This window comes from Segetibacter sp., from assembly GCF_025963695.1.
In the GTDB taxonomy this organism is placed as follows: Bacteria; Bacteroidota; Bacteroidia; order Chitinophagales; family Chitinophagaceae; genus Segetibacter.
The window spans coordinates 30,096-48,678 of sequence record NZ_JAOQAH010000034.1 but is presented as its reverse complement, the minus strand read 5'-3'; the positions used below and the strand labels follow the sequence as shown (position 1 = coordinate 48,678).

The following is an 18,583-nucleotide window of genomic DNA, read 5'->3' as shown; positions in this document are numbered from 1 at the left end:
GTTTTTATATGGGCGGCTATATACCTCAAGTCTTTGGCAGGTAAAAGCCTGAATTAACTTGAATACTTATAAAATGTAAAAGCCTTCGGGCTTTACAGGCTCTGGCACCTCGTTGTCCCCTAATAGTTGCCGTATATTAATTTCAATTGTCCTGGAAATAGCGGTTATGGAAACATCGCTTGGCCGGTTTTTGAAAGGATCTTGTAAATGATAGGCGCTTTTTTCAATCAGAAAAAAAGCGGCGGCAATAAACATCAGGAGTGGAATTTCAAATATCATATTAACCTGTCTTAACGCGATAGAAAGGGTGACAATAAACAGGTAAATAATAAAGTGTAAAAACTGCCTGTATGTGGAAGGGAAAATGGTGCTATTAATCCTCTCTGCTTTTCCCATGGAGTCGCATAACCTGACTAAAGTATTATCGAGTTGTAAATGGGTAAAGACTTCTAATTTGTTACCAAATCTTAATTCTTGAATTTCTCTGGCATTCAGTTGCAAAATTGCCAGCGGCTTGTTGTTGTGTTTTGCAATTTCTGAACGTTCAGTTTCACTTATCAAAGTATCTAAACCTACAGTTGCATCAAGCCCCCTTAGTGATTGCGACAGTGAATAACACCAGGCAATCTGGCGGTATGACATCCTTCTGATTGCCTCATTACCACTGGGCAAAAAGGATTGCAGCTGTATCACAAAACTTCTTGAGTCGTTTACAATAGCTCCCCATACTTTCCTGGCTTCCCACCATCTGTCGTAAGACTGATTCATTTTAAATGAAAGTAAAATAGAAATGGCCGTACCTAAAAGAGCAGGCACTCCTAACGGCATTTCAGGCAGTAAGGGATTAAATTGACGGGTAAGAAGATTGGTAACAAACCCTACCATAAATACAACTATGATGTCGTACTTAATTTTATTGAAGATATAATAAAAGGGAATTTTTTTCTCAAGTATCATCTTTCTATTTCATTCGTGTTAACGTTCAATTTTATTTGTCATTTATAAGCCAAATAAAAAGTTGTGCCGTATAATACCAAAGTCAATATTGATAATAGTTTTTCGATAAGAATTTGCCGATGCGCAGACACGGGCTGTCCAAAAAGCTTTTCTTTGTGCGAGGGCGTTTTGCGGTGAACCCTTCACAATTCTTTACATTGGCCGATCTTGATTGCGCTAATATGAGTTTTGTTAGGCCCGGTATATAATGCCACCGCCTGGATTATATCCGCGATCGTTTTTATTGTTGAATGGAAATACTATAAATAAGAACCAGTTAAACATGGCAGCTGCAGCAAATTATTTTTTCTTCGACCGCGACTTAAGTTGGCTTTCATTTAATGAACGTGTATTAATGGAGGCCGAAGACGAAAGTGTACCATTGTTGGAACGTATTAGTTTTCTATCCATTTATTCTTCAAATCTTGATGAGTTTTATCGCGTTCGCATGCCTGCTTTAACCGCCTTGCAGAAGCTTTACCAAAAGCAAAAGGTGAAAAAAGAAACAGCCAGCCGACATGCAGATGTAGCCGGCAAAGCCAAAGGAATTATCTACGAACAGCAAACACGTTTTGGTAAAATATTACACCAGATTATACCGGAATTACAAGAACATGGAATTCACCTTGTCTACGGCACCTCCATTCCGATCGAAATCATGCGGGAGGTTTCACATTACTTTTTTACCCAGGTGCTTACCTTTTTAAAGCCGGTTTATTTAATGCACGGGGCTGGCCATTTTTTTCCTGAAAACAACAATCTCTATTTGGCGCTCATGGGTAAAGGGCAGGCAGAAGCAAATGAAATAGTAGTTGTAAATATTCCAACAGACCATCTTTCCCGGTTTTTTGAAGTGGAATGGGAAGGGAAATACTACGTCGTTTTTCTTGACGATATTGTTAAGGCTCACTTACACGTCATACCTCGAATAACTGTTGAGGCTTGTTACAGCTTTAAGGTAACACGTGATGCAGAATTGGGCCTTGAAGACGAGTATGAAGAAGATATAGCTATTAAGATTGAAAAGCAAATTGAAAAAAGGGACTTAGGCCTGGCTACCCGCTTTTTGCATGAACCAGGTATTCCGGAAGAAATCCTTCCGGCGTTAGTTAATAAGCTTGGCCTGTCGGAAGCAGTAATTATGCAGGGAGGCCGCTATCATAATCTGAAAGACTTAAGCAGCATTTCGGTAAACCTGCCAAAGCTGAAGTATTTGAAGTGGCCCGCTATTCAACTTTCCGGCTTAAATGATAGCTCTTTGTTGGAGCAGATAAGAAAGCAGGATATTTTGTTACATGCGCCTTATCAGTCGTACGATACTGTGCTGCGTTTTTTTAATGAAGCTGCGATAAGAGCTGATGTTGAACACATTTACCTCACAATGTATCGTGTAGCCAGTGATTCCAGAATTGTAAATGCGCTTTTGTCTGCGGCACATAACGGGAAAAAAGTAACAGTTTTGATCGAGTTAAAGGCGCGCTTTGATGAGGCAAATAATCTGAAGTGGGCTAAAAAACTGAAGAAGGCCGGTGTGCACGTTCTTTACACCTCCAGCGATTTGAAAGTTCACGCTAAGCTTGCGATAGTTAAAAGAAAAATCGGAGGCAAAATTAACTACGCAGGTTTACTTGCGACGGGAAACTTAAACGAAAGTACTGCTCGTTTTTACACTGACCATATCTTACTAACCAGCCATACCGAAATGTTGCAGGAAGCTGAAGAAATTTTTCACTTGTTAGAGGAAAAAGTAAAGCCAAAGGAAAGATTTGTATTTGAACATTTGCTTGTTGCCCAATACAATTTGCAGGAGACGTTTTTAGAGCTCATTGACCGCGAGATGAGGAATGCCCGCCAGGGTCTGCGTGCCCATATCATTCTCAAAATGAATAACCTTGAGGAGAGAGTATTGATACGAAAACTTTATGATGCTTCGAATGCTGGGGTAGAGATTCAATTAATTATACGTGGCATTTGTTGTGTAGTTCCCGGAGTTTCGGGTATGAGCGAAAATATCACGGTAAGAAGGATTGTGGACCGTTACTTAGAACATGGAAGAATTTATATTTTTCACAATAATGGTAAGAATGAGATATTTCTCGGGTCAGCAGATTGGATGAACCGGAACATTTATAAGCGAATTGAAGTTTGCTTTCCTCTGTACGACGAAAAGCTAAAGACGGAAATACGGGAATTAATAGACATACAGTTGCACGACAATTCGAAAGCAGTTGCTATAAATGAAAAATCGCAAAATGCCAGGGTGATAAGCGATGGTAAACAGGTTCAATCTCAAAAGGAAATTTATAACAAATTCGCAAGCTATCAGTCTAAGGGTACTTGAGCGAATTAGCCAGGCGGAAGAAAAAAAAAGGATTTTGAAAAAATAATAAGCTCTTAAATCTTCATGCGTATCTGGTATTCATTTAGCAAGCCGGGAAGGTTACATATGATAAATGATTAAAATAGAAAGCCGCTCTATTAATTAAAGCGAATAGGGGGACAGATTATAATAGGTAAAAGAGGGGGTGTGAAAAGCAAAAAATATCTTTTGGTCATCACTTTTAAAAGCAACCGCCAGTTTATTTCAACGTACTTTAATTACCTCTTTATCCTAATACATCATAGGGATTAGGTGGATGTCCTTGTTCTTTGAATAGTTCAGTTTCTTCTTCATCTTCTGATTTTTCCTCTTTTTTCGGTGGCGGAATACTGTTGTCGGAGTGGGAAGAATTTTCAACCAACTCTGAAAAAGGGCGGTCTAGCTCCAACTTTACATTTCTTAGTTCTTCATCTGTTGTAGTATGAGTTTGATCCTTCAAGTGGCGGTGCGCTAATTCAGTAATGGTTTCTCCTGAAGATTTTTTTTCATCTGGCATGGCTAAAAAGTTTTACTTATTTCTAAAAATAAAAGTATTCACTTTTTCGACTTCTTTTGTCTTGGTAACAATTACATAACATGAACAGGAAAGCTATAAGAATATTTGAGAAAAATAATTTAGTAGAGATTTTTCAACTGTTATACGCATAATAGCAATCGTGTTTAATGAAAGAGCGGTTGGATTAGTATTAAAAGTGTATCCAAATTGACGCGCTTTCATGTAAAATAAAATTTAAGTAGTGGTGTAGAAATTGCTTTAAGTTTTGATTGAGTTTCTTTTCAGTAATACGATTAAAGTACACACCTTTTTGTATGAAAATTGGCACTACAAGGTTGGAAACGTTAAGTGACGGCGTTATTGCTATTATTATTACTATAATGGTTTTAGAACTTAAACTCCCTGATCTTAGTAAGAATAGCACAACCGGGCAAACCGTCGATCACTTACAACACCTGTTTCCTTACTTCATTACATATGCTTTCAGCTTTATGATGATTGGCATATTTTGGGCTAATCATCATCACATGTTTCACCTTCTCGAAAATACTGATGAACGCCTTGTGTGGCAAAATTTTTTATTCTTGTTTTTGTTAAGCCTAATTCCCTTTGCAACTGCAATAGTTGGTGCTAACCCTCTTATTGCCATATCTCCTGCCATCTACGGATCTGTAATGTTATTTACTAATCTGGCTTTTTTAATAATGCGCCATTATAGTCTTCGTAAAAAACTGGTGCATAAAGACGACAATAAAGCTTTAACTGATAAAATATTTGAAGTATCGCTCAAGGCAAGATCAAAAGCAATACTAGCAACGGTTATTTACCTGATCTCGATTCCGGCAGCATATGTAAGTGTATATTTTTCGTACATCTGCTTTGTTATTCCGCCTATTCTTTTCTTTATACCAGAGGGAATAGATAATGAGGAGCTGGCAGAAAAGGTTTTAGAAAAGAACGCGTAAGCATTACTGTGACAAGTTGTTTTCTGCAGCTACAAAATATTTGGGCGCGCATCGGCAGCTACATCTTTTTTCTAAGGTAGAACTATAGGTGGCTACTGTTCTTAATTCCAGTTATTTACAAGGCCTTTTTTTATTTAAATACAACTTTTAGCACGCCGGCTATCAATGGCTGCATTGAAATAGAAGGAGCTTTTCTTCCGAATGGCCACATTTACAACCGCTTTTAGATTTTCTCGACGCATAAATGAATGTCATATTCGCGAAATTGTAATTACTATTTCCATGACAAGGTGTGCATTGCTGTATTTATTAAAATTGGCCTACATACTCAAGCTTCTATATTAACGGGTTAGTTGCATAAAAGTTGAAGGCTTGTACTTTGTTTTTAAGTAGCGAAGTGGCCCGATTCCTTAATCCTGGTTGTGTCTAATGTCAATTAACATTAAGTCCAACGGTAAAGCCTGCCCACGGCCTGCCTTGGTATATCCAAAGTTTATGGTTTTTATCCATTAAATGGTCAAAACCAATAGCAGCGCCAAAAGTTAGATTGCCTACACCTATTAAACCTACTATTCCTTTTGTAATTACTACTCCATCATACTCTGACTGAATCTGGTTTGAAGTAACAAAAGGGTTGATATTGGTTGCACCTATGCCACCAAAAAAACCAAGGCTGTAAGCAAAGTGACTAATCCTTCGCTGATAGGCGTTTAATGGATTTTTATCGTAGAAGAGCAGGTAATAGTCAGAACGGTGACCGATGTAGCCTGCAGCATTGAAATTGGTATTTAACTGATTTGGGAAACCAGCAGTGTAAGGTCGATACTTAAAAAGGATTGTTAGCACGTCGAGGTCAAAGCCACGGGTGATAAATTTGACAGGCTCTTTATTGGCCAGATCTGGTCGCAGATAAATCGCAGAAGCTGAATCTGTATTCGCCAACCAGCCATCTTTTGTTTTTATTGCCGGATGAAGTGTTATTTTATCTTCTTCTATTAACGTGTAAAATTTCTTGTTGTGTTGATTAGAAATATTATACAGTCCCTTTTCCATCTGGTGCTTCGAAGTTTCCTGGATTGCGCTACAGCTGCAACCAATAAACAGTATGAAAACTATATAAATGTAAAGTAGCCTCATTAAAGGGAGTTAGTAATGCAAAGATGATGAGGGAAGTTGAAAATAAGGAAAATGAAGAACAAATGCCTAAAAGGGCAGTAAGGCCGCCGCAATATTCTTAACAGGAAGCCTTTATAGCTTACGCGTTTATTTTTGTAAGAAATAGTCTTGTTAGGCATTGAAAATGTTGTTCAATACCTTTTTTCGTAGGTTCTTTTAAAAATCGTATGCGAGGGGCGTTTTACGGGTACTATTCCATTTTCTTTGTTTCTCTATCTTAACGCTTCTGCATCCTTTGCATCGTCTTTTATAGTATACTGTGTAAAATGGCGCCGAAAATAAAAGAGCTGATACTATTGCGGGTGTTATGATCACATCAATTACTTTTCTTCTGGTATCTTCCTCTCGCCCGGTTCCTTTAAGTAGGTCTTATACGAAACAACAAATTGCTATAATTTTATCCGCACCGGGCATCAGCTAAAAAGTGTTAAGTGTGGTAACTCAAAATTATTCTTTATCTCGATGCTCTTTTTTTACCAAGCAACTTCAGTTAATTATTATAGATGAACACATTGGTTTGTATTGAACCCGGACGCTTAGCATATACAACAGGAGTAAAGCCTGCATTAACAAAAGGCCATGCAATAATAAAGATTAAACGCATCGGTATTTGCGGAACAGACCTGCATGCTTATACAGGAACGCAACCTTTTTTTGAATACCCGAGAATTTTAGGGCATGAGGTAGCTGGAGAGCTAGTAGAGGTTGATGATGCGCCGGGTTTTGAAATAGGCGAAGCGGTTACGTTTATACCATACTTCAACTGCAGAACATGTATTGCCTGTAGGGCAGGGAAACCGAACTGCTGTAGTAAGATTTTAGTGTCAGGGGTACATTGTGATGGCGGGATGGTAGAATATTTATCAGTACCTTCTTATTCTCTTGTTCACGGCCAAGGTCTGAGCTTTGAGGAGCTTGCACTGGTAGAGCCTTTAGCAATTGGTGCACACGGTGTTCGCAGAGCATCGATACACAGAGGGGAATATGTGTTGGTGATAGGAGCGGGCCCTATAGGATTGGGAACGATGGAATTTGCGCGCATTGCTGGAGGTAAGGTAATAGCGCTTGATATAAACAATCACCGGTTGGGGTTTTGTAAAAACAAGCTGAAAGTGGCACACATCATTAATGCCTCAGCTTCGCATGTAACAGAGCAGCTAATGGAAATAACAAAAGGCGATATGCCAACGGTTGTCATAGATGCTACCGGTAATCAGCAAGCTATTAATAAAGGGTTTCAATACATGGCACATGGTGGAAGGTATATATTGATAGGATTGCAAAAAGGAGAGGTTTCTTTTAGTCATCCTGAATTTCACAAAAGAGAAGCGACTTTAATGAGCAGTCGAAATGCAACCAGGGAAGACTTTGAAAGTGTTATTGCTGCCATGGAAAAGAAGGACGTAAATCCAACGACTTACATTACTAACACTGTAAGGTTTGAACAGGTAAAGGACCATTTTGAACAATGGCTAGACCCAGCCAACGGAGTCATTAAAGCAATGGTTACACTTGGATAGGTTGTTATCTGGCACCTCTACCCCTTTTTCAGCTTACGGGGTATAAGACGGTTTGCAACCTTTTTACCGGGTAGGCTACATTTCACAACTTTCCTTAAAAATGTAAAGCGCGTCTGTTTCATTAACCTTAATAGGTTTTGTTATCTGTAACTTTGCTTTTTAATGTAAAATTATAATGAAGTACGAGGTAGGAGACGATATTATAGTTGTTCACAGCAACGACCCCGGAAAGGTGATTGAGATTTTGAATGACAAGATGGTTTTGATAGAAGTGAAGGGCGTTAAGTTTCCTGCTTATATGGACCAGATTGATTTTCCATATTTCAAAAGATTTTCCGAGAAAAAGCTGTTCCCCGAACAAAGAAAGCCAAAAGTTTATGTGGACCAGGTACAGAAAGAAAAGCGTCGGGATGAGGTGAAGGTGGCGGATGGCATCTGGGTAATGCTTTTTCCGAAATTTGAAACAGATCTGTTTGGCGATGATATTGTAGACAGGTTTAAGGTATACCTTGTTAACAGGACTGATGTGGGCTATGAGTTTACTTACAAGCTGAGTTTTTTAGGCAAGACGGATTTTGAAATAACCAGTGAGATGCAATCGTTCAAAGACTTTTACCTGCACGATGTACCTTTTGAAACACTGAACGATAACCCCTCTTTTGATTTTGAATTTAAGTTACTGCAACCTTCGAAATACAAGGCTGAATTTTGCGAGGCTCATTTTAAGATAAAGCCGAAACAGATGTTTCAAAAAATTGAGGAGCTGAAAGAAAAAAACCTTCCTTCAATTAATCACCTGCTGCTTGAAAAGTATCCGGATAAAGTGTATGTGGATGACTCGCTTGATTTGTCAAAATTATCTTCTGCAGGATTTAAGGTATACGATGCCGGTAAGGCGAGACATCATTTAGAGCCGGCAAGAAGCGTAGTAGATTTGCACATTGAAAAAATAACTGATAATTGGAAGGGTTTAAGCAACTTCGAAATCATTACAATTCAACTGAGAGAATTTGATAAGTGGTATGATTTGGCCATAGCACATCGTCAACCAGATCTTATTGTTATTCACGGTGTAGGAAAAGGTAAATTAAAAGATGAAATCCACGACATATTGAAAACAAAGAAAGAGGTGCGGTTTTTTGTTAATCAATATGATCAGCGTTTTGGATATGGAGCGACTGAAATATTTTTTCAATACACATAAGCGTTTGTAACAAAAATTGAAAAAAGCTTAATAATTGTGCTTTAGATGAACGGATTGCGACGCAACAATGTAACATCAGCGAACATTAAGCCGGTACCAAAAAATAAGTTCTGCTTTCTACAATGGCAGGAAAGGCAACTTGCTTTTCCTGCAGCGCACATCTCCTCATTAATCGAATACTTTAGGAAAGGTTTTCGAAGATTATAGAACATGCAACCTGAAAACGAATGATGGCCCAGTTTTCATTGTAGTGTTATTTTTGTAACTACCACGTAAAACCAGTGTAATGAATAAGGACATGCCTGTTACTGTTCGAAGAGCTTTGGAACTAATAGGGCTATATTTTTTGGGGGTAATAATTGTTGCAGGAAAAGGTATTATTATGCCCCTGGTTCTGGCCTTCTTCATTAGTATTGTTTTGCTACCTGTTTATAGATTTTTTAAAAGAAAACAATTCCCTGAAGTTTTATCCATCTCAATAGCTATCACGTTGTTAATCGTATTGGTGGTGGCCATCCTATGGTTTTTTTCCTCACAAATAAGTAGCCTGGTCAGCGATTTTCCAAGAATTAAAGAAAACGTCACAGCTCACCTTCATACGCTTAGCGATTGGGTTGACAGGCGAACCAATCTTTCTACCGAAAGACAAGTACAAATTATTAATGACCAAAGTAAAAAGCTGGTTAATTATGCCGGTGGGGTTTTGAGTGGTGCAGCCTCTTCCGTAACATCTGTTTTTGTGTTTGTTGGCTTGTTGCCTATTTACGTATTTCTGTTACTTTTTTATAAGAATTTATTGTTGCGCTTCGTGTTTTTATGGTTTCCGCAGAGTAACCAGAAACAAGTGGAAGACGCGATGCGCGAGACAGAAATAATTATTAAAAGTTACCTGATCGGCTTGCTAATACAGATAACGTATATAGCTATTTTACTGGGAGTTACTTTGCTTCTTTTTGGAATTAAACATGCATTATTGATCGGAGTAATTTTCGCCTTTCTTAATCTGATCCCATATGTAGGCGCCTTACTGGGTAACATTATAGGTGTATTGCTAACACTAACTTCTTCGCAGGAGGTCTTGCCGATCGTTACTGTTTTGGTTACAATAGCTGTGGTGCAATTTTTAGATAACAATATTTTAATGCCCCGAATAGTGGGTTCGAAAGTTAAGATAAACGCATTAGCGACCATTGTAGGCGTGGTGATTGCCGGAGCGCTTGCAGGTGTGTTAGGCATGTTTTTATCGCTGCCTATATTGGCCGTTTTTAAAATTATTTTCGACCGTTCTGAAAGTATGAAGCAATGGGGGGTATTATTGGGTGATGAACAACCCAAGCAAAGCCCAATGAATTTTCCCATATTTAGAAAAAAGGCGAAAAAAGTGGAAGAACAGCTTAAGAGGGATAACAGTATTGAACCTCCTCTTAAAAAATAAAAGCACGGATTTAAATTTTTTAGACGTTGCTATAGTACCTTACACACACCCTCTATCCCTGTGTCAAAAGTATCAGTAATTCATGATTTTCAAAACACTCTGGTAAGGTTCTTACATTTCCGAAACATGTACTATTACGGTCGCGATAAAAAACGAAGAGCTAAGAAAAGACTCAGGATTGCAATGATTAGCACAGCCCTTCTTGGGCTTGTAGCTACTTCTTATTTTTTTATTGACTCCCGCAAAGCTGATGATATTACTGCACTAGAACCTATAGAAAATACTTTATTAGCGCGAAAAATTTTATCTGAAAAGGACCAAACGGCTGAACAGAAAAGCAGCAATCAAAGGAGTGAGCCAATTACAGATGTTGCTCCTCCCGGTTACGAAGGACCGGTTATACCTCAAGAGCGAGACATTAGGCAACCCGACTTTGAAAAAACCGAAGCTAAAAAAGTGGTGACGCCTTTAAAAAGAGATAGTAAATCGCCGGAGACCGACTATCTGGTTGTTAAGGTCGCCCATTTTTACAGCCAGCCCGATGTGCAAACCCGAAGAAAGGGTTTTATTAATTACTGGAATAACTCCTATGCTTCCATAAAACCACTTGATGAAAAGAATGGATTTATATACGTTGTATTTAAAAATCATTTGGGACAAACAACAAAAGGATGGTTGCGAAAAAAGGATTTAAAAAAAGTAAATAATGTGTACGAGAATACGAAGGAGTAAGTATGTTTGGATAGATAAAATTAAAGTGCAACCGACCGTTGCGCTTTGAGAAAAGATAGTTGGAATTTAAGAAAAGTACAAGTCGGCCTCTGCTTTTCGCCTGCGCGTTAATCCTGGTAACTCTACCAGTTTTTTTGTTTTTGGATCTCTTGCTTTGTTCCACTTCATAAATTCATTGCGAATGGTAGTATCGTTTGTGTTAGCTTTTACTTTTTTTAATAACGTACTTCCCGCCAGCGCGCCACAACCAACGTTATAAGCGAAGCAGCTTAAACTGTCTATTTGATTTTGATTTAAAGGAACACCTTTAATCATATCGCTTATACTGCAAACCTTTTTATTTACTTCATGAAAAAGCAATGCTTCGGCTCTCTCTGTAGAGATCACATCTCCTATTTTTACTTTAGCCCCGTTTTCGTAACAAATTGTTCCATAACCAATCGTTGGTATTTTAATTGGGTCCAGGTATGCTTTTAAGAACAATCCCTCAAAATGTTTAATTAACTCAATTCCGTTTTTTGTAACAATGGACACCGGACGGGTAGGCATTGTTGGTGATACTGAAGTAGCCATAGTGTAAGTATTAATATTTCATAAAATGTTTGCTTTAAGATAAAGTTGAAAAATGAGAAGTCATAATGTAGGGGGAATGTTTCGAGATGACGAGGTAAATTTATAATGAGAAATAATAGGGTTGGTAGCAGCATATAGAGGGTGGTTCAGCAGCACACGTGTCGTTGCTTTTCAACCTCATTATTCTATATTTATATGAAATTATATTATGAGAAATATTTTCACCTTATTGTTGGTTAGTCTTGCCTGTACAGCCTCTGCCCAAAATCATAAACTGGTTAAGTTATGGGAAACGGACACCATCATTGCGGTTCCTGAGTCTGTTTTACCTGTTGGCGATATCTTATATGTAGCATTGATAGATGGCGATCCATGGGGTGCCGATGGCAAAGGTGGAATTGCAAAAATTCAAACAAATGGAAAAGTCGTAAACCCGTATTGGGTACATGGACTTAATGCACCGAAAGGAATGGCAAAAGTTGGAAACCGACTGTATGTAGCAGATATTTCTGAAGTTGCTGTCATAGATATTGCATCTGGAAAAGTGGTAAAGAAGATTAAGGTTGAAGGTGCTGAAGGTCTAAATGACGTGACAGTTACAAGCACGGGAATACTGTTTGTGTCGGATTCGAAAAAGGCGACCGTCTGGAAAATTGAAAAGGATAGGCCCAAGTTGTATCTCGAAAATATGCAAGGTATAAATGGTCTGAGAGCAGTAAGAAATGAATTGTATATAGCATCAGGAAAATCATTTGTAAAAGCGGATTTAAAGAAGAAAATTACACTTGTTGCAACACTACCCGAAGGTGGTGATGGAGTAGAGCCTATTGGAAATGGAGACTTCATAGCGACAGCCTGGGGCGGACAGATCTATTACGTATCAGCAGACGGTAAAGTAGAAACAGTGCTGGATACAACTCCACAAAAAAAGAATACCGCCGATATAGGATATGATGCGGTTAAGAGGATTGTTTATGTGCCCACGTTTTTTGGAAAGACTGTTTCTGCTTATAGGTTGCAGTAGGGGTATTTTGCCTGGTCAGGGATTTGTGCGATTAGAGGGATTTATAGGTTAGCCTGATTTTAAAATGTTATTATGGGCAATTAATACTCGCAGTAAATTAGGAGTACATGGTGTGTGCAATACCAACAGCGTAAAAGTGGCTATTGATATCATTTCAATAGCCACTTTTTTATTGTATCATTTTTTCAATAACCAAGATTTTTAATTGCGCTGTTTTTTATCTCAAAAATCCCCAAAATACCCATAATTCTATTGGTATAACAATTGAGAGTTGAACTGATATTACGCTAATTATTAATTTCTATTTATGGAAAGGGAAATGCATCAAAGCGGGGACGATAAGTTTATTCCGATGACCTCGGTGTCTAGTGGTAAAGTAAGGGAGGCAAGGAGTGATGTCTCTTATTACACGAATCAAATAGTAAATGTAGTTTTTATCCGAACGGCCAAAGGTTGGGTATTGGTAGATGCAGGCATGCCAAAGTGCGGAGAAGAAATTCGCCTGGTTGCAGAAGACATTTTTGGGGCAAACGCAAAACCTGATGCTATCATTCTAACTCATGGACACTTTGATCATGTTGGTGGCATTGTTCATCTAATTGAACATTGGAATGTTCCCGTATATGCCCATCCACTTGAGTTTCCGTTTTTAACCGGTCAGCAAAGTTATCCTGAACCTGATACATCAGTTGAAGGAGGAATGCTTGCAAAAATATCTTCTATCTATCCTAATGAACCCGTTGATATAACACCTGCTCTTAAGGGACTTCCTGGTGATGGATCCATTCCACACCTGGAAGGTTGGAAATGGATCCATACTCCAGGTCATTCACCGGGACAAGTAGCCTTATTCAGGGAAAGTGATGCAGCCCTTATTTCAGCCGACGCCATTATAACTGTTAAGCAAGACTCGATGTATAAAGTATTGGTGCAAAAGAAAGAAGTATGTGGCCCTCCTGTTTATCTAACTACTAACTGGCATGCTGCCTATGATTCGGTAAAGAAGTTGGCTGCACTCAACCCACAGATTGTTGTTCCTGGTCATGGTACTGCAATGGAAGGTGAAGAGCTAACGGAGGGATTGAAGACATTGGTTGAAGAGTTTAATACAGTTGCTGTTCCTGAGCATGGGAGGTTTGTGAAGTAAGGGATGAGGTAGAGGGTGGAAGGTAGAGGGTAGAAGGTGGAAGGTAGAAGGTAGAGGGTGGAAGGTAGAGGGTAGAGGGTGGAAGGTAGAGGTTCTTCTTAAACAGCTTTTATTCAATCATCAGATTTGCTTCGTCAGCCCTCCTTCCATGACGGAATCATACAGCCTAGATCTTCCTACCCGTATTAATAACATTAACGCCACTAAACTTAGAAGTTGCACATCCATGTGATACTGCACTTACCTGGCTTGGCTGACCTTTGCCATCAAAGAAAGAACCACCTAAACGAAAGTCACTTTGATCGCAAATAGCAGAGCATGAGTTCCAGAACTCTTGTGTGTTTGCCTGGTATGCTGCGTCTCTAACTAACCCTGTTATTGCACCATTTTTAATTTCGTAACAGAGCTGGCTACTGAACTGGAAGTTGTAACGCTGTTGGTCGATAGAGTAGGAGTTGCGACCGAACATGTATAAGCCTTTCTCGATCTTCTTAATCATATCTGCAGGCTGTAGCGGAGACTTGCCCACTTGTAAGGAAACGTTCGGCATCCGTTGAAATTGAACACTACTCCAATCATCAGCATAACTACAACCTTGCGATTCTTTTAAACCGATAATATGTGCCTGGTCTCTTGTTGCCTGGTAGTTAACAAGAATGCCATCTTTAATAAGATCCCATTCTTTTGTTTTAACGCCTTCATCATCATATCCAACTGCGCCTAGTGAATTTTGTTGGGTTTTGTCTGCTACAAAATTTACAAGCTTGCTTCCGAAATTGAAATTCTTTGATTTCCATTTGTCCAATGTTACAAAGCTTGTTCCTGCATAGTTTGCTTCATATCCTAACACTCTATCTAGTTCAGTCGGGTGGCCGACAGATTCGTGAATGGTTAAAAATAGATTGGTAGGATCAAGTACAAGATCATACTTACCGGGTTCGACAGGTTTAGCTTTCAGCTTTTCATCAACATGAAGTGTTGCTGTCTTTACATCTTCCAATAAATCATACCTGTTTTTATACAGTGTTATAATGCCTTTAATCTTATCTTCTTCTCTTGGCATAAGGTATTCGTACCCCATACCCATTGGTGCACTTAATGCATTTCTTGTTTCAAACTTGCCTGACTTTTTATCTGTTTTTGTAACAGTAAATGTTGGCCATATACGATGGATATCCTGGTCAATATAAGAGCCGTCAGTTGAAGCAAAATACTTTTGCTCATTAATTAAAAACAAAGAGTTGTTTATAAAGCTTGCTCCGTTTGTGAGAGCAACATTGTTAGCCGCTAGTAATAAGTCAACCTTCTCTTTTAACGGAACTTCAAGTCCATTTTTTTCGATTGGTGTTTTCCAGTTTACTTCTCCATATCCTTTTTGCGGTGCAAGTTGTACCGGTTCAATTTGAAGCTTTGCGTTTACTTTAGCAATGGCAACTGCAGTATCTGTTGCTTTTGCAATACTTTCTTTATCCATCCTATCTGTTGCTGCGAAACCCCAACTACCGTTAGCTATTACACGAATCCCAATACCGTAGGACTCTGTATTAGTTATGCTTTCCACATTGCGTTCCCGGGTGGTTATGTATTGTCGTAAATATCTTCCAATGCGTACATCTGCATAAGATGCTCCCTTAGATTTTGCAGTTGTCAGCACAACATCTGCAAGTTGTTTTTTTACTGTAGTATCAATAGGATTATCTAATAACACTTCAGGTGAAACAGCTTTTCCTGGCAATGGAATATTTGAAAGAATAGCTGCACCTAAACCAAGGCCGGTATAATGTAGGAAATCTCTTCTTTTCATGAGATCAATGTTGACTAATCATATAATGCAATGCGAGAAACATAAATGTACAGGTTGATAGTTGTATAGAAACAATTACGGCAACTATAAATAGTCGCCGTAATTGTTTAAACCAATAGCTTTTAAACAGCATCAGACAAAGACGTGAAAGTAAAGTCCCTGATCTTCATTGGGGGAACTACTAAATTTCCAACTCTTTCAGCTTTACCAAGCTCTTCAACATTGTTAAGCATAATTACAGGACTTTCATTAAAACGGAAGTTTTTGATTGGAAACTTAATCTTTCCATTCTCAATATAAAAAGTTCCGTCGCGGGTAAGGCCTGTAAGCAATAATGTTTGTGGATCGACAAAGCGAATGTACCAAAAGCGGGTAACCAAAATCCCTCTATCAGTGTTCTTGATCATATCTGCAATAGAAGAAGTGCCGCCTTGCATTATCATACGTCTTGCCGGCGGAACTGCATCTACACCTTTTTGCTGTGCCCAGTAACGTGAATAAGCAAGGTTCTTTACGACCCCTTTATCTACCCAAACTGTTTTTCTTTGTGGGCGGCCGTCGCCGGTCCAGGTAGAGGAAGGCAGAATAGGATCCATAGGGTCGTTATAGATGGTAACATTAGGATCGAACAACTGCTCACCCATACGAGTACCACCGCCTTTCTTACTCATAAAGCTTCGACCTTCATCTGCATTTCGTGCATCAAAGCCATTAAACATATTATCCACCATGTCGCTGGCTGCTAAAGGCTCAAGTATTACAGTATATTTTCCCGGCTCTATTGCTTTTGCTCCTGCTGATCCGTTTGCTTTGGAAGCAGCGATCTTAGTGAGGGCTAAAGTATCAAGGCGGGCCACATCATTATAGCTCTTGCTGATGTAGCCCGACCCTGTACCAGCTTCGTTGCGCAGCGTTACGGAAAAGGAAACATCTGTATCCTTGTTATAAGCAAACAAACCTTTAGAGTTCATAAATGAATTAAAGCCTGTTCCATTTTCAAGAAAGCCTGCTGCTTCAAGTTTACCTTCTTTAGCTACCTGCAAACTTTTTCCAACTGCATCAGCCCTTTTATCAGGATTGATTGCAGCAGTTGCAGGATTATAGGTAATAGATTCGGGATAAGTTTGAGGCCCAAGGAGAGGCATGTATTCGGGATTTTCAGGAGCAAGTTTTGCAAGCTCTTCTGCCCGATGAACTACTTTTTGCAGTGATGCATCATCAAATTCATTGATAGTTGCAGTACCTGTTCGTTTGCCAAACGCAGATGTTACACCTAGGGACATTGAGTTGATATCGCCGGCAGTTGACACAGCATTACGGGCATAGCGAATGTTTCCGCCCTCGGAACCACTTAAACTTATTGTGCAATCTTCAGCCTTCGAAAAGGCCATTGCTTTCTTTAGTATTGTTTGTGCTTCTTCTTTACTTAATATAGGCATTGATTAGTTAGATTTTTCTTGCTGTATTAATTACGTTAACTCCATTGAAACGAGCAGTTGAACTGCCATGAGATACGGCACTGGACTGGGGAGGTTGTCCTTTACCATCGTTAAATGAGCCGCCCAAACGATAATCGCTTTTATCTGCTACGTCAGTTAAAGAGTTCCAGAATTCCTGCGTGTTTGCCTGGTAAGCAACATCTCTTAACATACCTGCAATCTTACCATTTTTAATCTCGTAAAATGTTTGTCCGCCAAACTGGAAGTTGTAGCGTTGTTGGTCAATGGAGAAAGAACCGTTTCCCATTATGTAAATACCTTTTTCAACGTTTTTAATCATGTCATCAACGCTGCGCTTTTCTTTACCCGGTTGTAAAGAAACATTTGGCATACGCTGGAACTGAACATCAGACCAGCTTTGAGAATAGCAGCATCCATGTGATTCTTTTAAACCAATAATGTGTGCCTGGTCTCTTATTGATTGATAGTTTACAAGAACACCATCTTTTATTAAATCCCATTCTTTACACTTTACTCCTTCATCATCCCAACCTACAGCACCTAAAGAACCTGTTTGGGTTTTATCAGCAACAATATTTACAAGTTTACTTCCAAAGTTAAAGTTCTTTGATTTCCATTTATCCAATGTCAAAAAGCTGGTACCGGCATAATTAGCTTCATATCCTAAAACACGGTCAAGCTCGGTAGGGTGACCAACAGACTCATGTATAGTTAGCCAAAGATGTGAGGGATCAAGTACAAGATCATATTTTCCCGGTTCAACAGTTTTTGCTTTAATCTTTTCAGTTACATCTGATGTGGCTGTTTTTATATCTTCCAGCATGTCATAACGATTTTTATATCTTGTTACAACACCTGTAACTTTTTCGTTAGCTAATGGTGTAAGGTATTCGTAACCCATACCCATTGGTGAGCTAAAGGAGTTTCTTGTATCGAACTTCCCGGTGGCTTTGTCAACTTTAGTCACAGTAAATGTTGGATAGATGCGATGAATATCCTGGTCGATATAAGAACCATCGGTTGAAGCAAAATACTTTTGTTCCTGGACTGCAAAAATTAGTGAGTTAACAAAGTTTGCACCGTTCGCCATTGCTACCGAATTTGCTGATAATAGCAGGTCAACTTTATCTTTCACAGGTACTTCAAAACTATTTTTTTCAATGGGTGCTTTCCAGCTTACCTCACCAAAACCTTTTAGAGGTGCAAGTTGTACAGCTTCACCCTGGATCTTTGCATTTGCTTTTGCAACGGCAACAGCTCTTTCAGCTACTTTGGCAATGTTGTCTTTAGTAACATTGTCTGATGCAGCAAAGCCCCAGCACCCATTTGCAAGTACGCGAATGCCTACACCAAAAGATTCTGTATTTGCAACACCCTGCACCCTGTCTTCTCTTGTGGCAACAAACTGGTTTAGGTAACGTCCAATTCTTACATCTGCATAGCTCGCACCTTTAGCCTTAGCAGTATTTAGTGCAACGTCTGAAAGCAGTTTTTTAGTGCTTACGTCCATTCCATCTTGTAATGCTTGTAACGGATCAATGGGGTTACCTAAGAGTGCGAATTTTGGTAGCAACAAGCCGCCAAGGCTCATTGCCGATAGTTGAAGAAAGTCTTTTCTTTTCAAAATTTTTCTCTTAAAAGTGATGGATTAAAGATGTAGCAATCTATCGT

At 39.0% G+C, this 18,583-nt stretch carries 15 protein-coding genes; 8 read left to right on the top strand and 7 right to left on the bottom strand.

The genetic code is table 11. The features are described from left to right. Nucleotides 1–66 precede the first annotated feature (66 nt). Entirely contained in the window at nt 67–957 is an 891-nt protein-coding gene (locus JWR87_RS05855) for a bestrophin family ion channel (protein WP_297816808.1), read from the bottom strand. Nucleotides 958–1,279: 322 nt separating this feature from the next. Here JWR87_RS05855 and ppk1 point away from each other — a divergent pair, with 322 nt between their 5' ends. Beyond that, on the top strand, nt 1,280–3,337 hold the full coding sequence (gene ppk1, locus JWR87_RS05850) for a polyphosphate kinase 1 (protein ID WP_297816805.1): 2,058 nt from the start codon (nt 1,280–1,282) through the stop codon (nt 3,335–3,337). Nucleotides 3,338–3,602: 265 nt separating this feature from the next. Here the strand turns inward: ppk1 and JWR87_RS05845 are convergent, their stop codons facing one another. Then, a complete protein-coding gene (locus JWR87_RS05845; protein ID WP_297816802.1) occupies nt 3,603–3,872 on the bottom strand; it encodes a hypothetical protein in 270 nt (89 codons plus the stop codon). Between the two features lie 314 nt (nt 3,873–4,186). On the opposite strand from JWR87_RS05845, the gene JWR87_RS05840 reads away from it, so the two are divergent. Then, nucleotides 4,187–4,837, top strand: coding sequence for a TMEM175 family protein (locus JWR87_RS05840; protein ID WP_297816799.1), 651 nt, complete (start codon nt 4,187–4,189; stop codon nt 4,835–4,837). A 432-nt stretch (nt 4,838–5,269) separates the two neighbouring features. On the opposite strand, the gene JWR87_RS05835 is transcribed toward JWR87_RS05840, so the two are convergent. Next, nucleotides 5,270–5,890: a hypothetical protein gene (locus JWR87_RS05835; RefSeq protein ID WP_297816797.1), complete on the bottom strand. Its 621-nt coding sequence runs from the start codon at nt 5,888–5,890 to the stop codon at nt 5,270–5,272. Nucleotides 5,891–6,516: 626 nt separating this feature from the next. On the opposite strand from JWR87_RS05835, the gene JWR87_RS05830 reads away from it, so the two are divergent. From JWR87_RS05830 to JWR87_RS05815, 4 genes are all read left to right on the top strand, one after another. Further along, complete coding sequence (locus JWR87_RS05830) at nt 6,517–7,533, top strand: zinc-binding alcohol dehydrogenase family protein (protein ID WP_297816794.1); 1,017 nt, start codon at nt 6,517–6,519, stop codon at nt 7,531–7,533. Between the two features lie 175 nt (nt 7,534–7,708). Beyond that, complete coding sequence (locus tag JWR87_RS05825) at nt 7,709–8,737, top strand: Smr/MutS family protein (protein WP_297816791.1); 1,029 nt, start codon at nt 7,709–7,711, stop codon at nt 8,735–8,737. A 286-nt stretch (nt 8,738–9,023) separates the two neighbouring features. Beyond that, entirely contained in the window at nt 9,024–10,172 is a 1,149-nt protein-coding gene (locus tag JWR87_RS05820; protein WP_297816788.1) for an AI-2E family transporter, read from the top strand. A gap of 126 nt (nt 10,173–10,298) precedes the next feature. Beyond that, nucleotides 10,299–10,904, top strand: a complete 606-nt coding sequence (locus JWR87_RS05815; protein WP_297816785.1) for a hypothetical protein — start codon at nt 10,299–10,301, stop codon at nt 10,902–10,904. Nucleotides 10,905–10,970: 66 nt separating this feature from the next. Here the strand turns inward: JWR87_RS05815 and JWR87_RS05810 are convergent, their stop codons facing one another. Beyond that, nucleotides 10,971–11,477 (bottom strand): lysozyme, encoded by a 507-nt coding sequence (locus tag JWR87_RS05810; protein ID WP_297816782.1) that lies wholly within the window; start codon nt 11,475–11,477, stop codon nt 10,971–10,973. 208 nt (nt 11,478–11,685) lie between these two features. Here JWR87_RS05810 and JWR87_RS05805 point away from each other — a divergent pair, with 208 nt between their 5' ends. Together JWR87_RS05805 and JWR87_RS05800 are read left to right on the top strand one after the other, a co-directional pair. Continuing rightward, nucleotides 11,686–12,501 (top strand): ATP-binding protein, encoded by an 816-nt coding sequence (locus JWR87_RS05805; RefSeq protein ID WP_297816778.1) that lies wholly within the window; start codon nt 11,686–11,688, stop codon nt 12,499–12,501. A gap of 307 nt (nt 12,502–12,808) precedes the next feature. Next, nucleotides 12,809–13,648, top strand: a complete 840-nt coding sequence (locus tag JWR87_RS05800; protein ID WP_297816775.1) for an MBL fold metallo-hydrolase — start codon at nt 12,809–12,811, stop codon at nt 13,646–13,648. Between the two features lie 166 nt (nt 13,649–13,814). Here JWR87_RS05800 and JWR87_RS05795 read toward each other — a convergent pair whose 3' ends face one another. From JWR87_RS05795 to JWR87_RS05785, 3 genes are all read right to left on the bottom strand, one after another. Then, complete coding sequence (locus JWR87_RS05795) at nt 13,815–15,452, bottom strand: TldD/PmbA family protein (RefSeq protein WP_297816772.1); 1,638 nt, start codon at nt 15,450–15,452, stop codon at nt 13,815–13,817. A gap of 122 nt (nt 15,453–15,574) precedes the next feature. After that, nucleotides 15,575–16,891: a TldD/PmbA family protein gene (locus tag JWR87_RS05790; RefSeq protein WP_297816769.1), complete on the bottom strand. Its 1,317-nt coding sequence runs from the start codon at nt 16,889–16,891 to the stop codon at nt 15,575–15,577. A gap of 7 nt (nt 16,892–16,898) precedes the next feature. Next, nucleotides 16,899–18,536, bottom strand: a complete 1,638-nt coding sequence (locus JWR87_RS05785) for a TldD/PmbA family protein (protein ID WP_297816765.1) — start codon at nt 18,534–18,536, stop codon at nt 16,899–16,901. Nucleotides 18,537–18,583 lie beyond the last annotated feature (47 nt).